This is a genomic window from Actinoplanes sp. 13 (assembly GCF_056134165.1).
Genome location: NZ_JBVYOQ010000003.1, coordinates 126,362 through 145,121, shown reverse-complemented (window position 1 = coordinate 145,121; position 18,760 = coordinate 126,362). Strand labels below are relative to the sequence as shown.

Annotated in this window: 10 protein-coding genes; 5 read left to right on the top strand and 5 right to left on the bottom strand. The window is 72.2% G+C overall.

Going from position 1 to position 18,760, the window contains the following annotated elements; translation table 11 throughout:
• Positions 1-69: 69 nt before the first annotated feature.
• The 5 genes from AC0NH5_RS08435 to AC0NH5_RS08415 all read left to right on the top strand — a co-directional run bounded on the left by AC0NH5_RS08435 (position 70) and on the right by AC0NH5_RS08415 (position 11,868).
• Positions 70-6,192: an RHS repeat-associated core domain-containing protein gene (locus AC0NH5_RS08435; protein ID WP_474401622.1), complete on the top strand. Its 6,123-nt coding sequence runs from the start codon at positions 70-72 to the stop codon at positions 6,190-6,192.
• Between the two features lie 19 nt (positions 6,193-6,211).
• Positions 6,212-7,039, top strand: coding sequence for a hypothetical protein (locus tag AC0NH5_RS08430; RefSeq protein WP_474401619.1), 828 nt, complete (start codon positions 6,212-6,214; stop codon positions 7,037-7,039).
• Between the two features lie 102 nt (positions 7,040-7,141).
• The gene (locus tag AC0NH5_RS08425; protein ID WP_474401617.1) at positions 7,142-9,952 is read left to right on the top strand and encodes an FAD-binding and (Fe-S)-binding domain-containing protein; all 2,811 of its coding nucleotides are present in this window, start codon (positions 7,142-7,144) and stop codon (positions 9,950-9,952) included.
• A 140-nt stretch (positions 9,953-10,092) separates the two neighbouring features.
• Entirely contained in the window at positions 10,093-10,647 is a 555-nt protein-coding gene (locus AC0NH5_RS08420; protein ID WP_474401615.1) for a hypothetical protein, read from the top strand.
• Between the two features lie 90 nt (positions 10,648-10,737).
• Complete coding sequence (locus AC0NH5_RS08415) at positions 10,738-11,868, top strand: DUF418 domain-containing protein (protein ID WP_474401613.1); 1,131 nt, start codon at positions 10,738-10,740, stop codon at positions 11,866-11,868.
• A 10-nt stretch (positions 11,869-11,878) separates the two neighbouring features.
• On the opposite strand, the gene AC0NH5_RS08410 is transcribed toward AC0NH5_RS08415, so the two are convergent.
• Genes AC0NH5_RS08410 through AC0NH5_RS08390 form a run of 5 tightly spaced genes read right to left on the bottom strand, consistent with a single transcriptional unit; the run spans position 11,879 to position 18,755 of the window.
• Positions 11,879-12,673 (bottom strand): alpha/beta hydrolase, encoded by a 795-nt coding sequence (locus AC0NH5_RS08410; protein ID WP_474401612.1) that lies wholly within the window; start codon positions 12,671-12,673, stop codon positions 11,879-11,881.
• A complete protein-coding gene (locus tag AC0NH5_RS08405; protein ID WP_474401610.1) occupies positions 12,670-13,503 on the bottom strand; it encodes an alpha/beta fold hydrolase in 834 nt (277 codons plus the stop codon). The genes AC0NH5_RS08410 and AC0NH5_RS08405 overlap by 4 nt, the downstream gene beginning before the upstream one ends.
• The gene (locus tag AC0NH5_RS08400) at positions 13,500-14,312 is read right to left on the bottom strand and encodes an alpha/beta fold hydrolase (protein WP_474401608.1); all 813 of its coding nucleotides are present in this window, start codon (positions 14,310-14,312) and stop codon (positions 13,500-13,502) included. The genes AC0NH5_RS08405 and AC0NH5_RS08400 overlap by 4 nt, the downstream gene beginning before the upstream one ends.
• Positions 14,313-14,363: 51 nt before the next feature.
• A complete protein-coding gene (locus AC0NH5_RS08395) occupies positions 14,364-16,037 on the bottom strand; it encodes a helix-turn-helix domain-containing protein (RefSeq protein WP_474401606.1) in 1,674 nt (557 codons plus the stop codon).
• 45 nt (positions 16,038-16,082) lie between these two features.
• Positions 16,083-18,755: an ATP-binding protein gene (locus AC0NH5_RS08390; protein WP_474401604.1), complete on the bottom strand. Its 2,673-nt coding sequence runs from the start codon at positions 18,753-18,755 to the stop codon at positions 16,083-16,085.
• Positions 18,756-18,760 lie beyond the last annotated feature (5 nt).

Sequence of the window (18,760 nt, the reverse complement as noted above, 5' to 3'; positions counted from 1 at the left end):
CTTCGTTCCCCGGCGCACGGTCGCGCCTCGATTCGTCATGCCCCGTCGGCCTCTGCAAGGGGAGCCCAGGTGAGTCCCGTCGTGCCCGCACGTCCGTTCGCCGCCCGTTTCGTCACCGCTCTGGCGTCCACTCTGGCCGTACTGATGGTGGTGACCTTCAACCCGGTGCCCGCCGCCGCGGCGAAGCCTGATCCCTACCGGCCTCGCGCGGCGCAGGACGTGCCCACCGTGCCGGTCCGGGCCGCGAAGATCTCGCCGGAGGCGCAGGCGAAGCAGCCGCCTTCGGGTACCGACCGTCCGGCGCCGGTCTGGCCGCAAGCGGCCGGCGAGGTCGTGGAGCTGCCGGCGGCGGGGGAGCGGGCGGCGAAGGCGCTGCCGGTGCGGATCGGCCGGGCCGCGGCGGATCCGGCGGGGCGGTCCACTGCCGCGCCGGCCCAGGTCAGGGCCGAGATTCTCGATCGTACGACCACCGAGCGCGCCGGCGTCCGCGGCGTCGTCATTCGTCTCGGCCGCGCGGACGGCGTCGCGAGCAGCGCGAGGACGAAGGTCGCGGTCGACTACCGGACGTTCGCGACGGCGTACGGCGCAGACTGGTCGAGCCGTCTGCGCCTCGTCTCGCTGCCGGACTGTGCGCTGGTCACCCCGGGGAAGCCGGAGTGCGCGCCGGCCCCGCTGAAGTCCGACAACGATCTCGCCGCCCGGAGTGTCTCCGCGGACGTCGCGGTGGCGGGCGTGTCGACGCTGGTCGCGGCCACCGCGGCGCCGTCCGGGCCGGCCGGTGACTATGCGGCGACCTCGTTGAAGCCGTCGGCGATCTGGGCGGGTGGCGGCAACACCGGCGCGTTCACCTGGAACTACCCGATGCGGGTGCCGCCGTCGCTGGGTGGGCCGGCGCCGCAGCTCGCGCTCTCCTACTCGTCGCAGAGCGTCGACGGTCAGCACGCCGCGTCGAACAACCAGCCGTCCTGGATGGGTGAGGGCTTCGAGGCGTCGTTCGGCGGGTTCATCGAGCGCCGCTACCAGACCTGCATGCGGGACATGGATGGCGACGCGAACAACGACAAGAAGACCGGCGACCAGTGCTGGGAGACCGACAACGCGACGCTGTCGCTGCCCGGCAAGTCCGACGAGCTGATCTACAACGCGACCGAGAAGCGCTGGCACCTCAAGGGTGACGACGGCTCCCGGATCGAGCGCCGGACCGGCGCCACCAACGGCGACAACGACGGTGAGCACTGGGTGCTGACCACGACCGCCGGCGTGCAGTTCTGGTTCGGCCTGAACCGGCTGCCGGGCTGGACCACGAACAAGCCGCTGACCAACTCGGCGCTGACCGTGCCGGTGTTCGGCAACGACCCGGGCGAGCCGTGCCACGCCACCGCGTTCGCCGACTCGGACTGCGCGCAGGCCTGGCGCTGGCAGCTGGACTACGTGGTCGACCCGTCCGGCAACTCGATGTCGTACTGGTACCAGCAGGAGACGAACAAGTACGGCCGTAACGCGAAGGCCGACGACGCCGCCTCGTACGACCGCGAGGCGTGGCTGGACCGCATCGACTACGGCACCCGCCGGATCAGCGGCGTGGATTCGGTGCACAACACCCCCGCGCCGATGCGGGTCGACCTGGGCGTCGCGGATCGCTGCCTGAACGAGTGCGCCACCCACAACGCGACCCGCTGGCCGGACGTGCCGTGGGACCAGTCCTGCACCGGCGACAAGTGCGAGGACAGCTTCTCGCCGACGTTCTGGAGCACCAAGCGGCTCGCCACCGTCACCACGCAGGTCCGCAACGGCTCCGGGTACGACAACGTGGAGCGCTGGTCGTTCACGCACACGTTCCCGGACCCGGGCGACGGCACCCGAGCCGGCCTGTGGCTGTCGAAGATCTCGCACGCCGGGCTGGTCGGCGGCACCACCGAGGTCCCGGACGTCGAGTTCACCGCCCAGCAGATGCCTAACCGGGTGGACCGGATCGGTGACTTCGCCCTGGCGATGAACTGGATGCGGATCAACCGGATCCGCAACGACAGCGGCGGCTCGGTCAGCGTCGTGTACTCCGGGCAGGACTGCACGGCGGGCGGCGCGAAACCGGCCCCGGAGACGAACACCAGCCGCTGTTACCCGGTGCGGTGGGAACCCGAGGGGTACGACCAGCCGGTCACCGACTGGTTCAACAAGTATGTGGTCACCCACGTCTACGAGAACGACAACACCGGCGGGGCGCCGCCGAACGGCAGCGCACGGGTGGTCCACAAGTACGACTACCTCGACGGCGCGGCCTGGCATTACACGGACGACGACGGCCTGACCAAGAACAAGTACAAGACCTGGTCGCAGTTCCGGGGTTACGGCCGGGTCGGCGTGACCGTGGGTGACGCGGGGGAGCAGACCTACACCGAGACCCGGTACTTCCGGGGCATGCACGGTGACCGGCTGAACGCCTCCGGCGGCACGAAGTCGGTCAGCGTCGACGGCATCGCCGACGAGGACTGGTTCGCCGGCATGCAGCGGGAGGCCAAGACCTTCAACGGCCCGGGCGGCGGCGTGGTCTCGCGCAACCTCAGCAAGCCGTGGGCGTCCGGGCCGACCGCCTCACGCACACTCAACGGGGACACGGTGACCGCCCGGTTCACCGGTGTCGGGACGACCACCGACCACGTGACCCTGGACGGCGGCCGCGGCGAGCGCGTCACCAAGGAGGTCACCACCTTCGACGAGTACGGCATGCCGGTGCAGACCGACGACTTCGGGGTCGACGGGGTGGCCGGCGACGAGCAGTGCGTCAAGACCGACTACACGCCTCGCAACACCAGCTCCTGGGTTCTCGACCGGGTGCACCGGGAGCAGACGTACGCGGTGGGGTGTGCCGCCACCACCGGCACGCTGACCGAGGCCGACGTGATCGGGGAGACCCGCACCCACTACGACAACCTGGCCTTCGAGGCGATCCCGACCCGTGGCCTGCCCACCCGGACCGAGAAGATCTCGGCCTGGAACAACGGATCGCCGGCGTTCCACGTGGCCGGGAAGAAGACGTACGACGTGCACGGCCGGGCGACATCGGTGACCGACGCGAACGACAACACCAGCACGTCGGCGTACACGCCGGCCACCGACGGCCCGGTGACGTCGATCCTCACCAAGAACCCGCTGCTGCACGAGACCAGAACCACGTACCAGCCGGCCTGGCACCTGCCGACCGCGGTCCTCGACCCGAACGGGCGGACCACGAGATTCGACTACGACGCCCGGGGCCTGCTGACCGCGGTGTGGAAGCCCGGCCGCAGCGTCCCGGTGAAGAAGTTCAGCTACGACCTGAACGTCGACACCCCGACAGCGGTCGCCACGTCGACGCTCGTGGCCGACGGCAGCTACCTGACCACGTACGAGCTCTTCGACGGGCTGATGCGCAAGCGGCAGACGCAGGCGCCGTCACCGTCGGCGGACGGCGGCCGGATCGTCACCGAGGTCTTCTACGACTCGGCCGGGCGGGCCCGGCTCGAGTTCGGCGGGTATCACACCTCCGGCACCGCGGGCGGCACGCTTCTGGCCACCACCGACCGGGCGTTCGTGCCACGGCAGACCCGCAAGGCGTACGACGGGGCCGGCCGGGTCGTCGCCGACGTCTTCCAGCCCTACGGGTTCGAGCGCTGGCGGACGACCACGGCGTACGGCGGTGACCGGACCGACGTCACCCCGCCCGCCGGCGGCACCGCGACCTCCACGGTCGTCGACGGCCGGGACCGGAAGGTGCAGCTGAGGCAGTACCACGGCGCGTCCGCGACCCCCGGGACGGCCGGCAGCTGGGACACCACCACCTACACGTACGACCGGCGCGGCTACCTCACCTCGGTCGCCGACGCGCTGGGCAACGACTGGACCTACACGTACGACGTGCGGGGCCGCCGGATCTCCGGCAACGACGCGGACAAGGGCGTGACGTCGTACACGTACGACGCCATGGACAACGTGCTGACCAGCACAGACGCCCGGGGTAAGAAGACCGCGTACCTCTACGACTCGCTGAACCGCAAGCGGGCCGCCTTCGACGACGCGGTCACCGGCTTCATGCGTGCCCAGTGGATCTACGACACGGTGGAGAAGGGACACGTGTCGCAGTCGACGCGGTTCATCGGTTCCGCCGCCTACCAGGTCAAGGTCCTCGACTACAACGACGACTACCAGCCGGGCAACACCCAGACGATCATCCCGGCGAGCGAGACCGGGCTGGCCGGCACGTACAACTACAACAACACCTACAACATCGACGGCTCGGTGAAGTCGAGCAGCATTCCGGGAACCAACACCGATCTGCAGCCGGAGACCCTCTCCTACGGCTACGACCGGTTCGGGCAAGCCACCACGGTGGACAGCTTGTACGGCACGCAGAACCTCTCGTACGTGGCGGACAGCGATTACAACGCCCTTGGCGAGCTGGACCAGGTCGAGCTCTGGACCGGTGCCGGTGGCCGTGTGTACACGGCGTACAGCCGGGAGCTGGAGACCGGCCGGCTGACCGGCATCCGCACCGACCGCGATGCCGTCGCGCCCCACATCGTCTCCGACCTCAAGTACTCCTACGACCACGCGGGCAACATCCTCAGGTCTGCCGACGTGGCGCCGGAGAACGACGACGTCCAGTGCTTCGGCTACGACAACCTGCGCCGGCTCACCCAGGCCTGGACCCCGGCCGGTGGCGACTGCGGCGTGACGCGGTCGGCCGCGGCACTCGGCGGCCCGGCGCCGTACTGGCACAGCTGGGAGTACGACAAGATCGGTAACCGCAAGAAGGAGGTGGTGCACGGCCCGTCCGGCGACGCGGTGACGAGCTACGCGTACTCCGGCAGCCAGCCGCACGCTGTGACCGCCGCGTCCGGCGCGACCACCGCCTCCTACACGTACGACGCGACCGGCAACATGCTGACCCGGCCCACCGCCTCGTCCGGAACGCAGACCATGCGCTGGGACGCCGAGGGACGCCTGGAGACTTCCACCGACGCCACCGGGCAGACCAGCTACATCTACGACGCCGACGGCAACCGGCTGATCCGCCGCGACCCCGGCGGCCGCACGCTGTTCCTGGCCGGTCAGGACATCCGCGCCGGCGCCGGTGGCGGAACCGCCAAGGCGACCCGTAACTACAGTTTCGCCGGGTCGCCGGTGGCCACCCGGACCTCCACCGGCGTGACCTGGCTGTCCCCGGACCACCAGGGCACCGCGCTCACCGCGATCGACGCTGTCACGCAGAGCTCGACGGTCCGGCGGCAGACACCGTTCGGCGGCAAGCGCGGCGCCGCCGCCACGTGGCCGAACGACAAGGGCTTCGTCGGTGGCACCGGCGACAACACCGGCCTGACCCACCTCGGCGCCCGGGAGTACGACCCGGGGCTCGGACGGTTCATCTCCGTCGACCCGCTGCAGGACTTCAACGATCCGCAACAGTGGAACGGGTACGCCTACGCCAACAATTCGCCGGTGACCAGCAGCGACCCGACCGGCCTGATCACCGCGAGCAACTGTGCCACCCGGCTCTGCTACGACCAGGTGACCGCGCACTCCAACCAGGAGACCGACCGCCGGGCGCAGAGCTGCACCACCCGCTCCTGTTACGAGGAGGTGCAACGCAGCAACTGCCACTGCAGCGATCCGGGGCACGAGGCCGGCGACGCCAGGTCGGTGACGAAGAAGCCGAAGCAGCAGCCGCGGAAGAAACCGGTCGTCAACAAGGTCATGGATGCGATCAAGGCGGGGGCGGCGTGGATCGCGCCGAAGACCGACCTCATCGCGGAGTGGGTCGGCTGGATCCCGTTGTGCGGCATCTGCTCCACCGTGGCGGTGGCTGCGGGCGTCATCTCGGCCCTTTCCTATCTGGTTCTCGGTCAGGTCAAGAAGGCGATCAACGCGTTGATGAGCGCCGGGGCGAACCTGTTCTTCGGCGGGCTGAAACTGACGAAGAAACTGGAGTTCCTGGAAGGCGGCGCGTCCGGTGTAGCGGCGCGGGAGGTCACCTACTTCCTGCAGAAGAAGGGCGCACAGATGATCAAGGAGACCGGTGAGGCGATGCGGCGCTCGCCACAGTTCAACAAGTTGGTCCCGAGCGGCAAGGCACAACTGATCTACGAAGCGTTCGACAAAGCGGGTAACTTCGTCGGCAATCAACTCTCCGGCGCGCTCGCGCTGGACGAGGGCTGACCGGAACGGGACGGGGTCGATGGAGGAGTTGGTGCCGCCGGTGCGGAACTGGCGCAGGTGGGCGGCGATCGCGCTGGTGGCCCTGGCCGTCGCGATGTCCGCCTACCTGGTCCTCGACCGGCGCATGCAGGATCGGATCGCGGCGGGCCGGCCGGTGACCGCGGTGGTGACCGACGTGCTGAACCTGCGGTTCGACCGGGCGCCGTACCGGCAGCTGGTCACGGTCCGCTATGACCTCGACGGCCGCCACACGGTCCGGCTCGGCTCGTTCGGGGAGGGCCGTTACCGCGCCGGCGACACGGTCACCGTCTACGCCGAGCCGGGCGATCCGGAGTCGGTCGCCACGACCGACGGCTTCGCCAGCGAAGGCCTCGCCCTGACGGTGGTCCCGATCGTCGCGTTCTACGGCGCCGTCGCGCTGATCGCCATCGCGTTCCGGCGGGGCCGCTGGTGGTGGCGGCACGAACGCACCGCGCCCACCCGGGTACCGGTCCTCACCGTGGAGCCGATCGCTCTGGTCAGCAAGTCCGGGCCCGCCTGGCGTGCGGAGATGGTCCGGATCGGGCAGACCGACGAGCCGACCGAGGAGGGTGGCCTGCGGCTGGTCGTCGTCCTGGACGTCGGCGGCGCCGGCGAGCCGAAGGCGCTGCACTGGTCGCGCCGCAGCCGGCGCCTGGTCGTCACGGTGCCGGTGCCGGCGGACATGAGCGTGCAGGAGCCGGAACAGCCGCTGCGTGAGGGCGTCGAGGCCGGCGTCCGGTTGGCCGAGCAGTGGGGACGCAAGCGCGGCAAGGACGTGACCACACTGCTCGACGCCGCGCGCCGGCACCCGGCCATGGAGAGTTAGGCCACACCACCGCGGCGACTACCATGGCGGCGACGTCCGAAGCAGGTTCGCTGCCGCACGCTGCCCAAGGCGGAACAGTCCCGACACAGCCTTGGAGATCGTGTGACCAGTGCTGACCTCGCCACCATCCTGCGCCGGGCCGGTGTCGCCGACATCCTCACCGACGCGGCGCACCGGTCCGCGTACGCCAGTGACGCCTCGCTCTACCGGGTGGTTCCCCAGCTGATCGTGCGGCCCCGCCACGACGACGACGTGGCGGCGACGCTGCGGGTGTGCCGGGAGAACGGTGTCCCGATCACCGCGCGCGGGGCGGGCACCTCGGTGGCCGGCAACGCGATCGGGCCGGGCGTGATCCTCGACTTCAGCCGGCACATGAACCGGGTGCTCGAGATCGACGCCGAGGCGCGGACCGCGCGGGTGCAGGCCGGCACCGTCCAGGCGACGCTGCAGGCGGCGGCGAAACCGTTCGGGCTGCGGTTCGGGCCGGACCCGTCCACGCACACCCGCTGCACGATCGGCGGGATGATCGGCAACAACTCGTGCGGGGCGCGGACGCTCGGGTACGGCCGCACGTCCGACAACGTCCTCGCGCTGAGCGCCTTCACGATCGGGGGCGACCAGTTCCACACCCACCCGGAGATCAAGGGCGCGGAGGGTACGACCGGCGCGTTGCAGGACCTGATCAACGCCAATCTGGCCGTCGGCCGTACCGAGTTCGCCACCTTCGGCCGCCAGGTCTCCGGGTACGCGGTCGAGCACCTGCTGCCGGAGAACGGCTTCAACCTGACCGAGTTCCTGGTCGGCAGCGAAGGCACCCTCGCGGTGATCACCGAGGCGACCGTGAAGCTGGTCGCCGACCCGGTCCACCATGTCATGGTGGTCCTCGGCTACCCCGACTTCGGGACGGCCGGCGACGTCATCCCGTCGATCCTGGAGTTCCGGCCGACCGCCTGCGAGGGCCTCGACCACCGGATCTGTGACGTCGTCCGGTCCCGTCGCGGCCCGGGCGCCGTCCCGCCGCTGCCCGCCGGCACCGCCTGGCTGATGATCGAGATCGCCGGCGACGATCTCGGCGAGGTGCGCGACCGGGTGGCCCGGCTCGTCGCCGCGGCCCAGGCGGTCGACCACGTGATCGTCGAGGACACCGCGCAGGCCGCCCCGCTCTGGAAGATCCGCGAGGACGGCGCCGGCCTGGCCGGGCGCGCGCCGAGCGGCCTGCCCGCGCACGCCGGCTGGGAGGACGCCGCCGTCCCGCCCGCCCGGATCGGCGCATACCTGCGTGACTTCGACGTGCTGGTGGAACGGCACGGGCTGACCGCCATGCCGTACGGCCACCTCGGCGACGGCTGCGTGCACGTCCGGCTGGACTTCCCGCTCGACAAGCCGGGCGGCCCCGGCAAGTTCCGGGCGTTCCTGGAGGACGCCGCCGACCTGGTGGTCTCCTACGGCGGGTCGCTCTCCGGCGAGCACGGCGACGGCCGCGCCCGCAGCGAACTGCTGACCCGGATGTACTCGGCCGAGGCGATCAGCCTGTTCCGGCAGATCAAGCACACGTTCGACCCGGACAACCTGCTCAACCCCGGCAACCTGGTCGACCCGGACCCGGTCGACGCCAACATCCGCGTCTCCCAGGCCCGCAAGGTCACCGTTCCGCTGGCACTGGCGTACCACCACGACGGCGGCGACTTCAACCAGGCCGTGCACCGCTGCACCGGCGTCGGCAAGTGCCGGGTCGACACCCGGGCGCTGGGCGGCGTGATGTGCCCGTCGTTCCTGGCCACCAAGAACGAGAAGGACTCCACCCGCGGCCGCGCCCGCGTCCTGCAGGAGATGCTCGACGGCGACCTCGCTCCGGACTGGCGGGCCGAGGCCGTACACGATGCGCTGGATCTTTGTCTGTCCTGCAAGGGCTGTGCCTCGGACTGCCCGACCGGCGTCGACATGGCGGCCTACAAGTCGGAGGTGCTGCACCAGAGCTACAAGCGCCGGGTCCGGCCGCGGTCACACTATTCGCTCGGCTGGCTGCCACGGTGGTCGCGGCTGGCCGCGCGGATGCCCCGCCTGGCGAACCGGGCGATGAACCTGCCCGGCCTGCGCGGCGTCGCCCTCTTCCTGGCCGGCGTGGACTCCCGGCGCGGCATTCCCGCGTTCGCGACCAGGACGTTCCGGTCCTCGTTCCGGCCGGTCGCCACCGGCAAGCCGGTCATCCTGTTCGTGGACAGCTTCACCGATCACTTCTCCCCGGAAGTCGCCCAGGCCGCGGTCGACGTGCTGGTCGACGCCGGGTACGCCCCGCGGATCACCAGCCGCACGGCCTGCTGCGGCCTCACCTGGATCTCCACCGGCCAGCTCGACGCGGCCCGCCGCATACTCGGCGCCACCGTCGACGAGCTGCACGCGGCGGTCCGGCAGGGCATCCCGATCGTCGGCCTGGAGCCCTCCTGCACCGGCGTGCTGCGCGCCGACGCGGTCGAGCTGGTCGACACCGACGCGGCCCGGGAGGTGGCCGCGGCGACCAGGACGGTGGCCGAGCTGCTTGCCGCCACCCCCGGCTGGGAGCCGCCTTCGCTGGCGGGGGTACGGGTGATCGCCCAGCCGCACTGCCATCACCACGCGGTGATGGGCTGGGACGCCGACGCCAAGCTCCTCAAGCAGGCGGGGGCGACGGTCAAGCGGCTGGGCGGCTGCTGCGGTCTGGCCGGCAACTTCGGGGTCGAGCGGGGGCATTACGAGGTGTCCGTGCAGGTCGCGGAGCAGCAGCTGCTGCCGGCGCTGGAGGCGGCCGAGGAGGGGGACGTGCTGCTGGCAGACGGGTTCTCCTGCCGGACCCAGGCGGCGGACCTGGCGGCCACCGACGGCAAGCACCTGGTGCAGCTCCTGCGGGAGCACATCCGCAAGCCCGCCGTCCGCTGAGCGACCTGCGTGGTGAACGCACGGGACTGACGGTTGCCGTGCGGGGTGGGCCGGGCGACGTCGTGTCCTGTCCGGTGGGACGGGGGATTCGCTCGTTCGGCGATGCCGGCCGAGCGGCGCGAGCGCCTATCTTGACCGGCGTGGAAAGACGGAAGCTGCAGGTCATGGCGGCTTTGGCGGCGCTGGGCCTGGTGGCGGGATGCGGCGCGCAGACGCTGCGGGACGCGGCGGCGCCGCCGCGAGAGAGCAGCGCGCCACCGGCGGTCTGTTCGGACCCGGGCAACGACGACGGGCACTGCGCCCGGGAGCTCAAGGACAGCCATCTGCGGACGGCGGTGCCGCCGGCCGGGCAGGACCAGGCACTCGACGAGGCCGTGGTGGAGGTGTATCACCGGGCGCGGGACGCGGGCTGCCTGGAGGAGCTGGACGGGGCCGGGCGGTGCGCCGGGCCGTCGCAGATGGCGGCCACCGAGCGGTATGTGACGAAGGTGCGGGATTCGCTGGCCGCCGCCGGTCACACCGACGCGGTCGTGCGGCTGGGGCGGGCCGAGGATCCGACCGCCCCGGGGGCGCTGATCTGGGCGGTCCGGGTGGGCGATGTCTGCGTGTTCGGGGACGTGACGCCGCCGCCGCTGGAGCGCAGCCACTTCTGGCACGCGGGCCTGCTGCCGGGCGGCCACTGCCTGACGCCGTGACGGAAGTGCCGGCGGGTGCCGACTTCGGTATCGGCGACGATGAACCGAGGACGGCTGAACCCGCTGTTCGTGGACCGTACGGTCGCCATCATGACCATCCCGGCACCGGCCCACCTGCCCGGACCCACCCCGGCCGCAGTCCGGGCCATCGGCCCGGATCTCGCTCGCGGTTTCATGCTGCTGTTCATCGCCCTCGCGAACACGCACTACTTCCTGAGCTCGCCGGTGGTCCTGGGCGGTTACCCGCACGACGGCGACGACCGGGGCGTGATCTGGCTGCTCACCACGTTCGTGGACGGGCGCGCCTTTCCGATGTTCGGGCTGCTGTTCGGCTACGGCGTCGCGCAGATCGCCCGCCGCCAGGAGCAACGGGGCGCGAAGGGCGTACGCCGCCTGCTCCGCCGGCGCAGCGCCGTGCTGATCGGCGTCGGTCTCGCCGACGCGCTGCTCTTCTTTGTGGGCGACATCCTGGCCGCCTACGGTGTGCTGCTGCTCATCGGCCTCTGGATGGTGCGCTGGAGGGACCGCGGGTTGCTCGTGGTCGCCGTGGTCTTCCTGGCGATCAACGCGTTGCCCAGCGGGGACCTCTCCACGATCAGCAGTGCCGGGCCGGACCCGGCGATGCTGCCGCCGGACCTGACCGCCATGGTGACGAGCCGTGCCCAGGCCGCGCTCGCCATCGCGCTGCTGGGCCCGATCGGGTTCCTGTGTCCGTTCGCGATCGGTCTGTGGGCGGGCCGCCGCCGCATCCTGGAGGAGCCCGAGCGGCACCGGCGGCTGCTGAAGTCCGTGGCGCTCGGCGGCCTCGGCGCCGCGGTGCTGGGCGCGCAGCCGATCGCGCTGTGGCTGGCCGGGGTGACCACGTCCACCGGCACCGAGGTGACGGCCGCACTGCACAGCACGACCGGGACGCTGGGCGGGTTCGGTTACGCGGCGCTCTTCGCCCTGGTGACCACCCACAACCGTCTCACCGAGGCGATCGCGGCGACCGGGCAACGGTCGATGACCTGCTACCTGATGCAGTCGGTGACCTGGGCGATCGTCTTCACACCGTTCCTGCTGGACCTGTCCGGCACGCTGACCGTCGCCGGCACGGCGCTGCTGGCGGCGGCGACGTGGGCCGGCACGGTGGTGATCGCGGACCGGATGCGCCGGGCGGGCCGGCGAGGGCCGTTCGAGACCCTCGTCCGGCACGCCACTTACGGTCGTCAGCGGGCGTGACCCTTGGTCGTCAGCGGGCGTGACGCAGCGCCCACTCCAGGGCCTTGTCGGCCACCTGCTCCCAGCCGGGCTCCGCGCACGTCCAGTGCGACCTGCCGGGGAACTCGTGGTACTCGGTGATCGTGTCCGGCGCCTTGTAGTGCTCGGCGTTCGACCGGTTCACCGCCGGCGGCATGATGTGGTCCGCCCCGCCGGCCAGGAACAGCAGCGGCGCCCGGTCGTTGTTGCGGAAGTCGACCCAGGTCTCCTGCTTGCCGGGCTTGAAGTTCGCGATCAGCCCGTACGCCCAGACCCAGCTCCCCGGCGCCGGGATCGCGTAGCGGTCGTACGCCGCCCGCGAGTCCTGCTCCGACAGCGTGTTGGTGAACGCGTAGTGCCACTGCTCCGGCGTGAACCCGGCCGCCCGGTGCCGCTTCGCCGGGTTGTTCAGGATCGGGAACAGCGACTTCAGCTGCGACGGCGGGGTGACCCGGATGCCCTCCGGAGGCGCCGAGTCGATCACCACGCCGGCCGCGCCGTGCCCGCGGTCGAGCAGCAGCTGGGTGAGGGTCCCGCCGAACGAGTGACCGATCAGAATCGGTTTCTCCGGCAGCGCGGTGATCACCTTCTCCAGGTGGGCGACGGTCTCCGGGACGGTCAGGTCCGCGATCGGCGACGGGTCGGCCCGCAGCGCCTCGACCTCGACCTCGAACCCCGGGTAGGCCGGGGCGACGACCGTGTGGCCCTGCGCCTCGTAGTACGGGATCCACCGCTCCCAGCTGCGCGGCGTGACCCACAACCCGTGGATCAGGACGATGGTGCTCATGCGCCGTACCCCCGCAGGAACGCGAGCAGGTCGTTGCCGAGCTGCTCCTTGTGGGTGTCGGTGATGCCGTGCGGCGCACCCGGATAGACGATCAGCTGGGCGCCCTTCACCAGCGCCGCCGAGGCCTTGCCACCCACCTCGAACGGCACCACCTGGTCGTCGTCGCCGTGGATGACGAGCGTGGGCACGTCGAACCGGGCGAGGTCGTCGCGGAAGTCGGTGGCCGAGAACGCCGCGATCGACTCGTACGCGTTGCGGTGTCCCGCCGCCATCGACTGCAGCCAGAAGGCGTCCCGGATGCCCTGCGAGATCTCGGTCCCGGGCCGGTTGTTGCCGAAGAACGGCCCGTCCGCCAGGTCCTTGTAGAGCTGCGACCGGTCCGCCGCCGAGCCTGCCCGGATCCCGTCGAACACCTCGATCGGCACGCCGCCGGGGTTGTCGTCGCCGCGCACCATCAGCGGCGGCACCGCCGAGACGAGGACCGCCTGCGCCACCCGGGAGGTGCCGTGCCGGCCGATGTACCGGGTGATCTCGCCGCCGCCGGTGGAGAACCCGACGAGCGTCACGTCCCGCAGGTCCAGCGACTCCAGCAGCGCGGCGAGATCGTCGGCGTACGTGTCCATCTCGTTGCCGTGCCAGGTCTGGGTGGACCGGCCGTGCCCGCGCCGGTCGTGCGCGATCACCCGGTACCCGTTGTCGGCCAGGAACAGCTGCTGCGCCTCCCAGCTGTCCGCGTTCAGCGGCCAGCCGTGGCTGAGCACGACCGGGCGACCGGCGCCCCAGTCCTTGTAGAAGATCTGCGTTCCGTCGGAGGTGGTCACGAAGCTCATCGGGCGGCCTTCCGGATCAGTTCGGCGGTGGCGCGGGGCTGCGAGATCAGGGCGACGTGCGAGGCCTTCACCTCGACCGTGTGCGCGCCGGCCCGCGCCGCCATGAAGCGCTGCGCGGCGGCCGGGATCAGCTTGTCGTCGCGAGCGACCAGGTAGTAGGACGGGACGGTCTTCCACGCCGGCTCGCCGGACGGCGCCTGGAGCGTGGCGACGTCGCCGGGACGCTGGGTGGCCCAGAGCAGGTCGGCCGCCGACGGTGACAGGTCGCCGGCGAAGACGCGCCGGAAGTCGGCGCGCTTGACGTAACCGTCGACGCCGCCGTCCCACGGCCGGAAGTCCAGCTGGGCCTCGTGCAACTCGGTGCCCGGGAACTGGTTCTGCAGGCCGAAGACGGTTTCCCCGGCGTCCGGCGCGAAGGCGGCGATGTAGACGAGCGCCGTGACGTTCGGGTTGCCGGTCGCCGCGTTGGTGATCACCACGCCGCCGTAGGAGTGCCCGGCGAGCACCACCGGGCCGGTCAGGCTGGCGAGGAAGTCGGCGAGGTACGCGGCGTCCGAGGCGACGCCGCGCAGCGGGTTGGGCGGCGCGATCACGGTGTAGCCGTCGGCGCTGAGCCGCCGGATCACCTCGGACCAGCCGGTGGCGTCGGCGAACGCGCCGTGCACCAGCACGATCGTCGGCTTCGGCTTCGGCTTCTTGCCGGCGGCGGCCTTTTCGTTGCCGGCGGCCGGTGATCCGGTCGCGGCGATCACGGCGGCCGCGGCCGCGGTGCCGGTCAGGACGGTGCGGCGGGAAACGGGAGATGACATCGGAGAGGCAGACCCTTTCGTCGTACGACCACGCGAGGCGTCGCGCTGTCGTCACCCGATGCAACCAGCGGAACCGGTTCCGGGACCATGCGGGACGACCTGCAGAACTTTTGGCCGGGCGGTCAGCTCGCGGGCCTGCTGCCACGCTTCCAGGGCCACGTCGGCCCGCCCGCTCCGCTGCCAGATCGAAGCCACCGGCTCCAGCGCTGTGATCACGTCAGCCACCAGATGCTCCTCGCCGGCGTCGGCGACGATGCGCAGCGCGCCGAGCCAGGTGCCCGCCTCGGCCCGCAGCCACGCCGCGGCCTCGGCGCGACTGCCGAACGCAGCAGGGCGCGTGCCCGGCACGAACCAGCGTCCCGCCATGACGGTGGTCGTCAGGACGTGATGCGCCAACCGGAGCCGGGTGGCGATCCGGGTGCCCTCCGGTTCCTCGGCGCGCAGCCGCTCCCCGGCGTAGAGCCGGAGCAGGTCGTGGAAGCGGTATCGGTCGGCGCCTTCGTGCTCCAGCAGGCCCAGCTCGACCAGCTCGTCCAGGCGGTCGGTGGCGTCGTCCGGATCGGAGCCGGTCAGCACGGTGACGATCGGTGCGGCGAAATCAGCGCCGGGCACGTGCGCCAGCCGGCGGAACAGCGCCCGCCCTTCGCCCGAGAGTTGCGCGTGCGACAGCGCGAACGCGGCCGCCACCCCGGTGTCGCCGGTGTGCAGATAGGCCAGCCGCCGGTCGGCGTCGGCCAACCGGTCCACGAGGTGCTCGACAGTCCATCCGGCGCGGTTCGCCAGGCGGGTGCCGGCGATGCGCAGTGCGAGCGGCAGATGCCCGCACAGCCGGGCGACCGCCTCCACGCCGGCCGCGGCAGCCGGGTCCGCGGCCTGCCCCGCGATCGCCTTCAGCAGCGCCGCCGACTCCGGCGGTTCGAGCGGGGCCAGGCCGATACGCAGCACCCCTTCCAGGCCGCCCAGCATCCGGCGGCTGGTCACCACGATCAGCCCGTCGCCGGCTCCGGGCAGCAGCGGGCGCACCTGCGCCTCGTCCGCGGCGTTGTCGAACACCACCAGGCAGCGCCGCTCCCGCAACGTCGCCCGCAGCTGGCCGCACCGCTCCTCGTCGGTGGCGCCGATCCGGCGCGGGTTCACGTCCAGAGCCTTGAGCAGTTGCGCGGCCACCTCGCCGGCGGCCGGCGGCTCCGGGTCGACACCGCGCAGATCCAGGTGGAAGCAGCCTTCCGGAAACCGGCCGCGCAGCAGCTCCGCCGCCTGCACCGCGAACGCGGTCTTGCCGACGCCGGGCTGGCCGTGCACCACCGCCACAGGCACCGGCCCACCCCCCTGCTCAGCGCTGTGTGTGAAGTTCGGGTGCGGATCTGACCGGAACTTCACACGCTCGTCGGGGGGCTTGGGGGCGGCGAGTTGGATGATCAGGGCCAGTTCGGGGGAGCGGCCGACGAAGTCGGTGACCGGGCGCGGCAGCTCGCAGGTGCGGGGCCGGGCGCCCGCGGCGTGCAGGCGCAGCGCGCGGGCGTCCTCCTCGAGGCGGCGCCGCTGCTCCCCGGTGATCGCCAGCGCCGACGCCAGTGCGGCGAGCGTCCGTGGCTGCGGTGCCCGGATGTGCCCCCGCTCCATGTCGCTGATCGCCCGGACGCTGACGCCCGACGACGCGGACAGCTGCTCCATGGTCAGTCCGGCAGTGCGCCGGAACTCGCGAAGCCGTTCCCCCAGTGGCATGCTCCTCAACCTAGGAGCCCGATGTGAACGCTCGCGTGCGTAGAACTACGTAATCCCGAGCGCCCGGGCCAGCTCCGCCCGCGACCGGATGCCCAGTTTCGGATAGATCCTGGACAGGTGCGTGGTGACCGTGCGCGGTGACAGCACCAGCCGGTCGGCGATCTCCTGGTTGCTGAGCCCCTCCACGGCCAGCCGGGCGATCTGCGTCTCCTGGCGAGTGAGATCGCCGGGGGTGGTCCGGCGCACCGACTCACCCGACGCGCGCAGCTCGGTCCGGGACCGGTCGGCCCACGCGGTGGCGCCGAGCCCGTCGAAGGTGGCGGCGGCCGCGCGCAGGTGCGGCCGGCATTCGGCGGGCCGACGACGGCGGCGCAGCCAGGCGCCGTACGCATGCTGCCGGCGCGCCTGCTCGAACGGCCACCCGGTCAGGTCCTCGCCGAGCGCCTTCTCCCATCCCTGCGCGGTGTCGATGAGCACCGCTTCGGCGTACCCGAGCCCGACCACCAGCGGGGGACAGCGGGACAGCTCCGCGACCGGCCGCAGCTCGTTCACCAGCGACCGCAGCGCTGCCGTCCGGCCGCATCCGGCCGCCGCCTCCGCCAGGTGGCCCACCAGCTGGTACAGCGTGTACGGATGGTACGAGTCGTCCGCCGGGTCGAAGATCCGGGACAATTCGGTGTACGCCTCGGCATGCCGGCCTGCTGCCAGCGCCATCACCGCCCGCGCCATCCGCACCCGGGCCAGCAGCGGGTGCCGTCCGGCCGGTCGCAGAGCCGCCTCGGCGGCGTCCGCGTGCGCCGCCGCCGCGGCGAGATCCCCGCGCAGGGCTTCCGCTGTCCCGGCCGCCGTCCACGCGACCGGGAGCCAGCTCCGGTCGCCGGCCTCGCCCGCGAGCGCCGCGCCCTCGCCGGCGATGGCCAGCGCGGACCGCGCGTCGCCGCGGCGGGCGGCGACGTCGCCGTGGGAGATCAACGCCTTGGCGGCCTCGCCGGTCCGGCCGAGCGTCCGCAGGCCGGCCGCGGCCGCGGTGAAAGCCACCGCGGCGGTCGGCAGGTCGCCCAGGGCTGAGACGGCGAAGCCGACCGAGCCCAGGGCGAGGGGGTTCAGACCGCCCGCCGTCACCGCCGGCCGGAGCTGGTTCAGGCACTCGGCGCCATGGTCCACCGGGGAGACCAGGGCCAGGTAGGCGGTCACCCGCGGGTCGCTGGTGCGCTCCGCGAGCCGGCCGAGGGTCTGGATCAGCCGGTCCGTGGTGGCCCGGGACGGCTCGGAGAAGTGGGCCCGGACGACGATGTTGCCGAAGATGTCCATCGCGTGCGCGACGTCCCCCTCCGCGGACACCGCGTCGACAACGTCGGCAACGGTGCGCAGCGGGTCGGCCCCGGTCCAGCGCGGGTTCAGCGTCATCTCGTCGAGCACGTCGTACATCGCCCGGTCGCCGGCGGACAGGTCCTCCCGGCGGATCTCGGCGTACCGCAGCCGGCTCTCCCGCAAGTCACCCATCTCGGTCACGGTGTCCAGGGCGACCAGCTGCCGGTGGCCACGGGCTCGCGGGTCCTCACTGAGGCGTACCGCCCGGTCCAGCGCGGTGACCGCGACGCCGGCGGCCAGCCGGTCCTTGGCCTTGCGGGCGAAATCGGTCAGCTGCCGGGCCAATTCCTCGTTCGGCCCGTCGGCGGCCGCGGCGCGGTGCCAGACGGTGCGCTCCGGGTCGCCGGCCAGCGACTCGGCCAGGGCAGCGTGCGCCCGGCGCCGCTGCGCCACGGTCGCCGACTGGTAGAGCGCGGACCGCAGCAGCGGATGCCGGAACCGCAGCCGGAACCGGTCGTCCACCTGCACCAGCCTGGTCGCCACGGCCGGATCGACGTCCGCCGTCCCGACCGGGTCGCCGGTCGTCAGCCGGCAGGCCCTGACGATCTCGTCCAGGTCGTCGCCGTCGTCCACGGCGGCCACCAGCAGCAGTGCCCGGGTCGCCGGCGGAAGCTCGGCGACCAGCGCCGAGAACGTCCGCTCCAGCCGCTCGGTGATCGGCAACGCGGTCGGCTCCAGCGCGATCCGGCCGGACCGGGCCGCCGCCTCACCCAACTCCACCACACCGAGCGGGTTGCCCTCGGCGGCGTCGAGCACCCGCGCGCCCACCGCGGGCGGCAGGTCCGGCGCGACACGGCCGAGCAGTGTGCGGGCGTCGTTGCGGGGGAGCGGCGTCAGTCGTACCTCGGTGAGTCCCGCCCCGGCCAGCCGCCGGCCGACGTCTTCGCCGTCGCGCGCGGTGAACAGCATCGCGGTCCGTCCCGGCGCCAGCCGGCGGGCGGCGAACGCCAGCGCGTCCCAGCTGGCGCGGTCCACCCACTGCAGATCCTCGACGGCGATCAGGATCGGACTCGCCCCCGCGGCCATCGCGTCCAACAGGGCGGTTGCCGCGCGGAACGGCTGCGGGTCCGGCGAGCCGAGGACCGTCCCGGCCCGGTCGGCCAGGTCCGGCGCGGTGCGCAACAGACGATCCAGGCCGGCGTACGGGATGAGCACCTCCGCCTGCACGCCGGCCGTCGTGAGCACCCGGAGCCCGCGCCGGCTCGCCTCGTCGACGGCGTGTTCCAGCAGCACCGACTTGCCGATGCCCGGCTCACCGCGCAGGACCAGGGCGGCACCCTGCCCGGCGACGGCCCCGCCGAGCAGCGCCTCGAGGGCGTCCAGCTCAGCGCGGCGCCCCAGGATCACCCGAG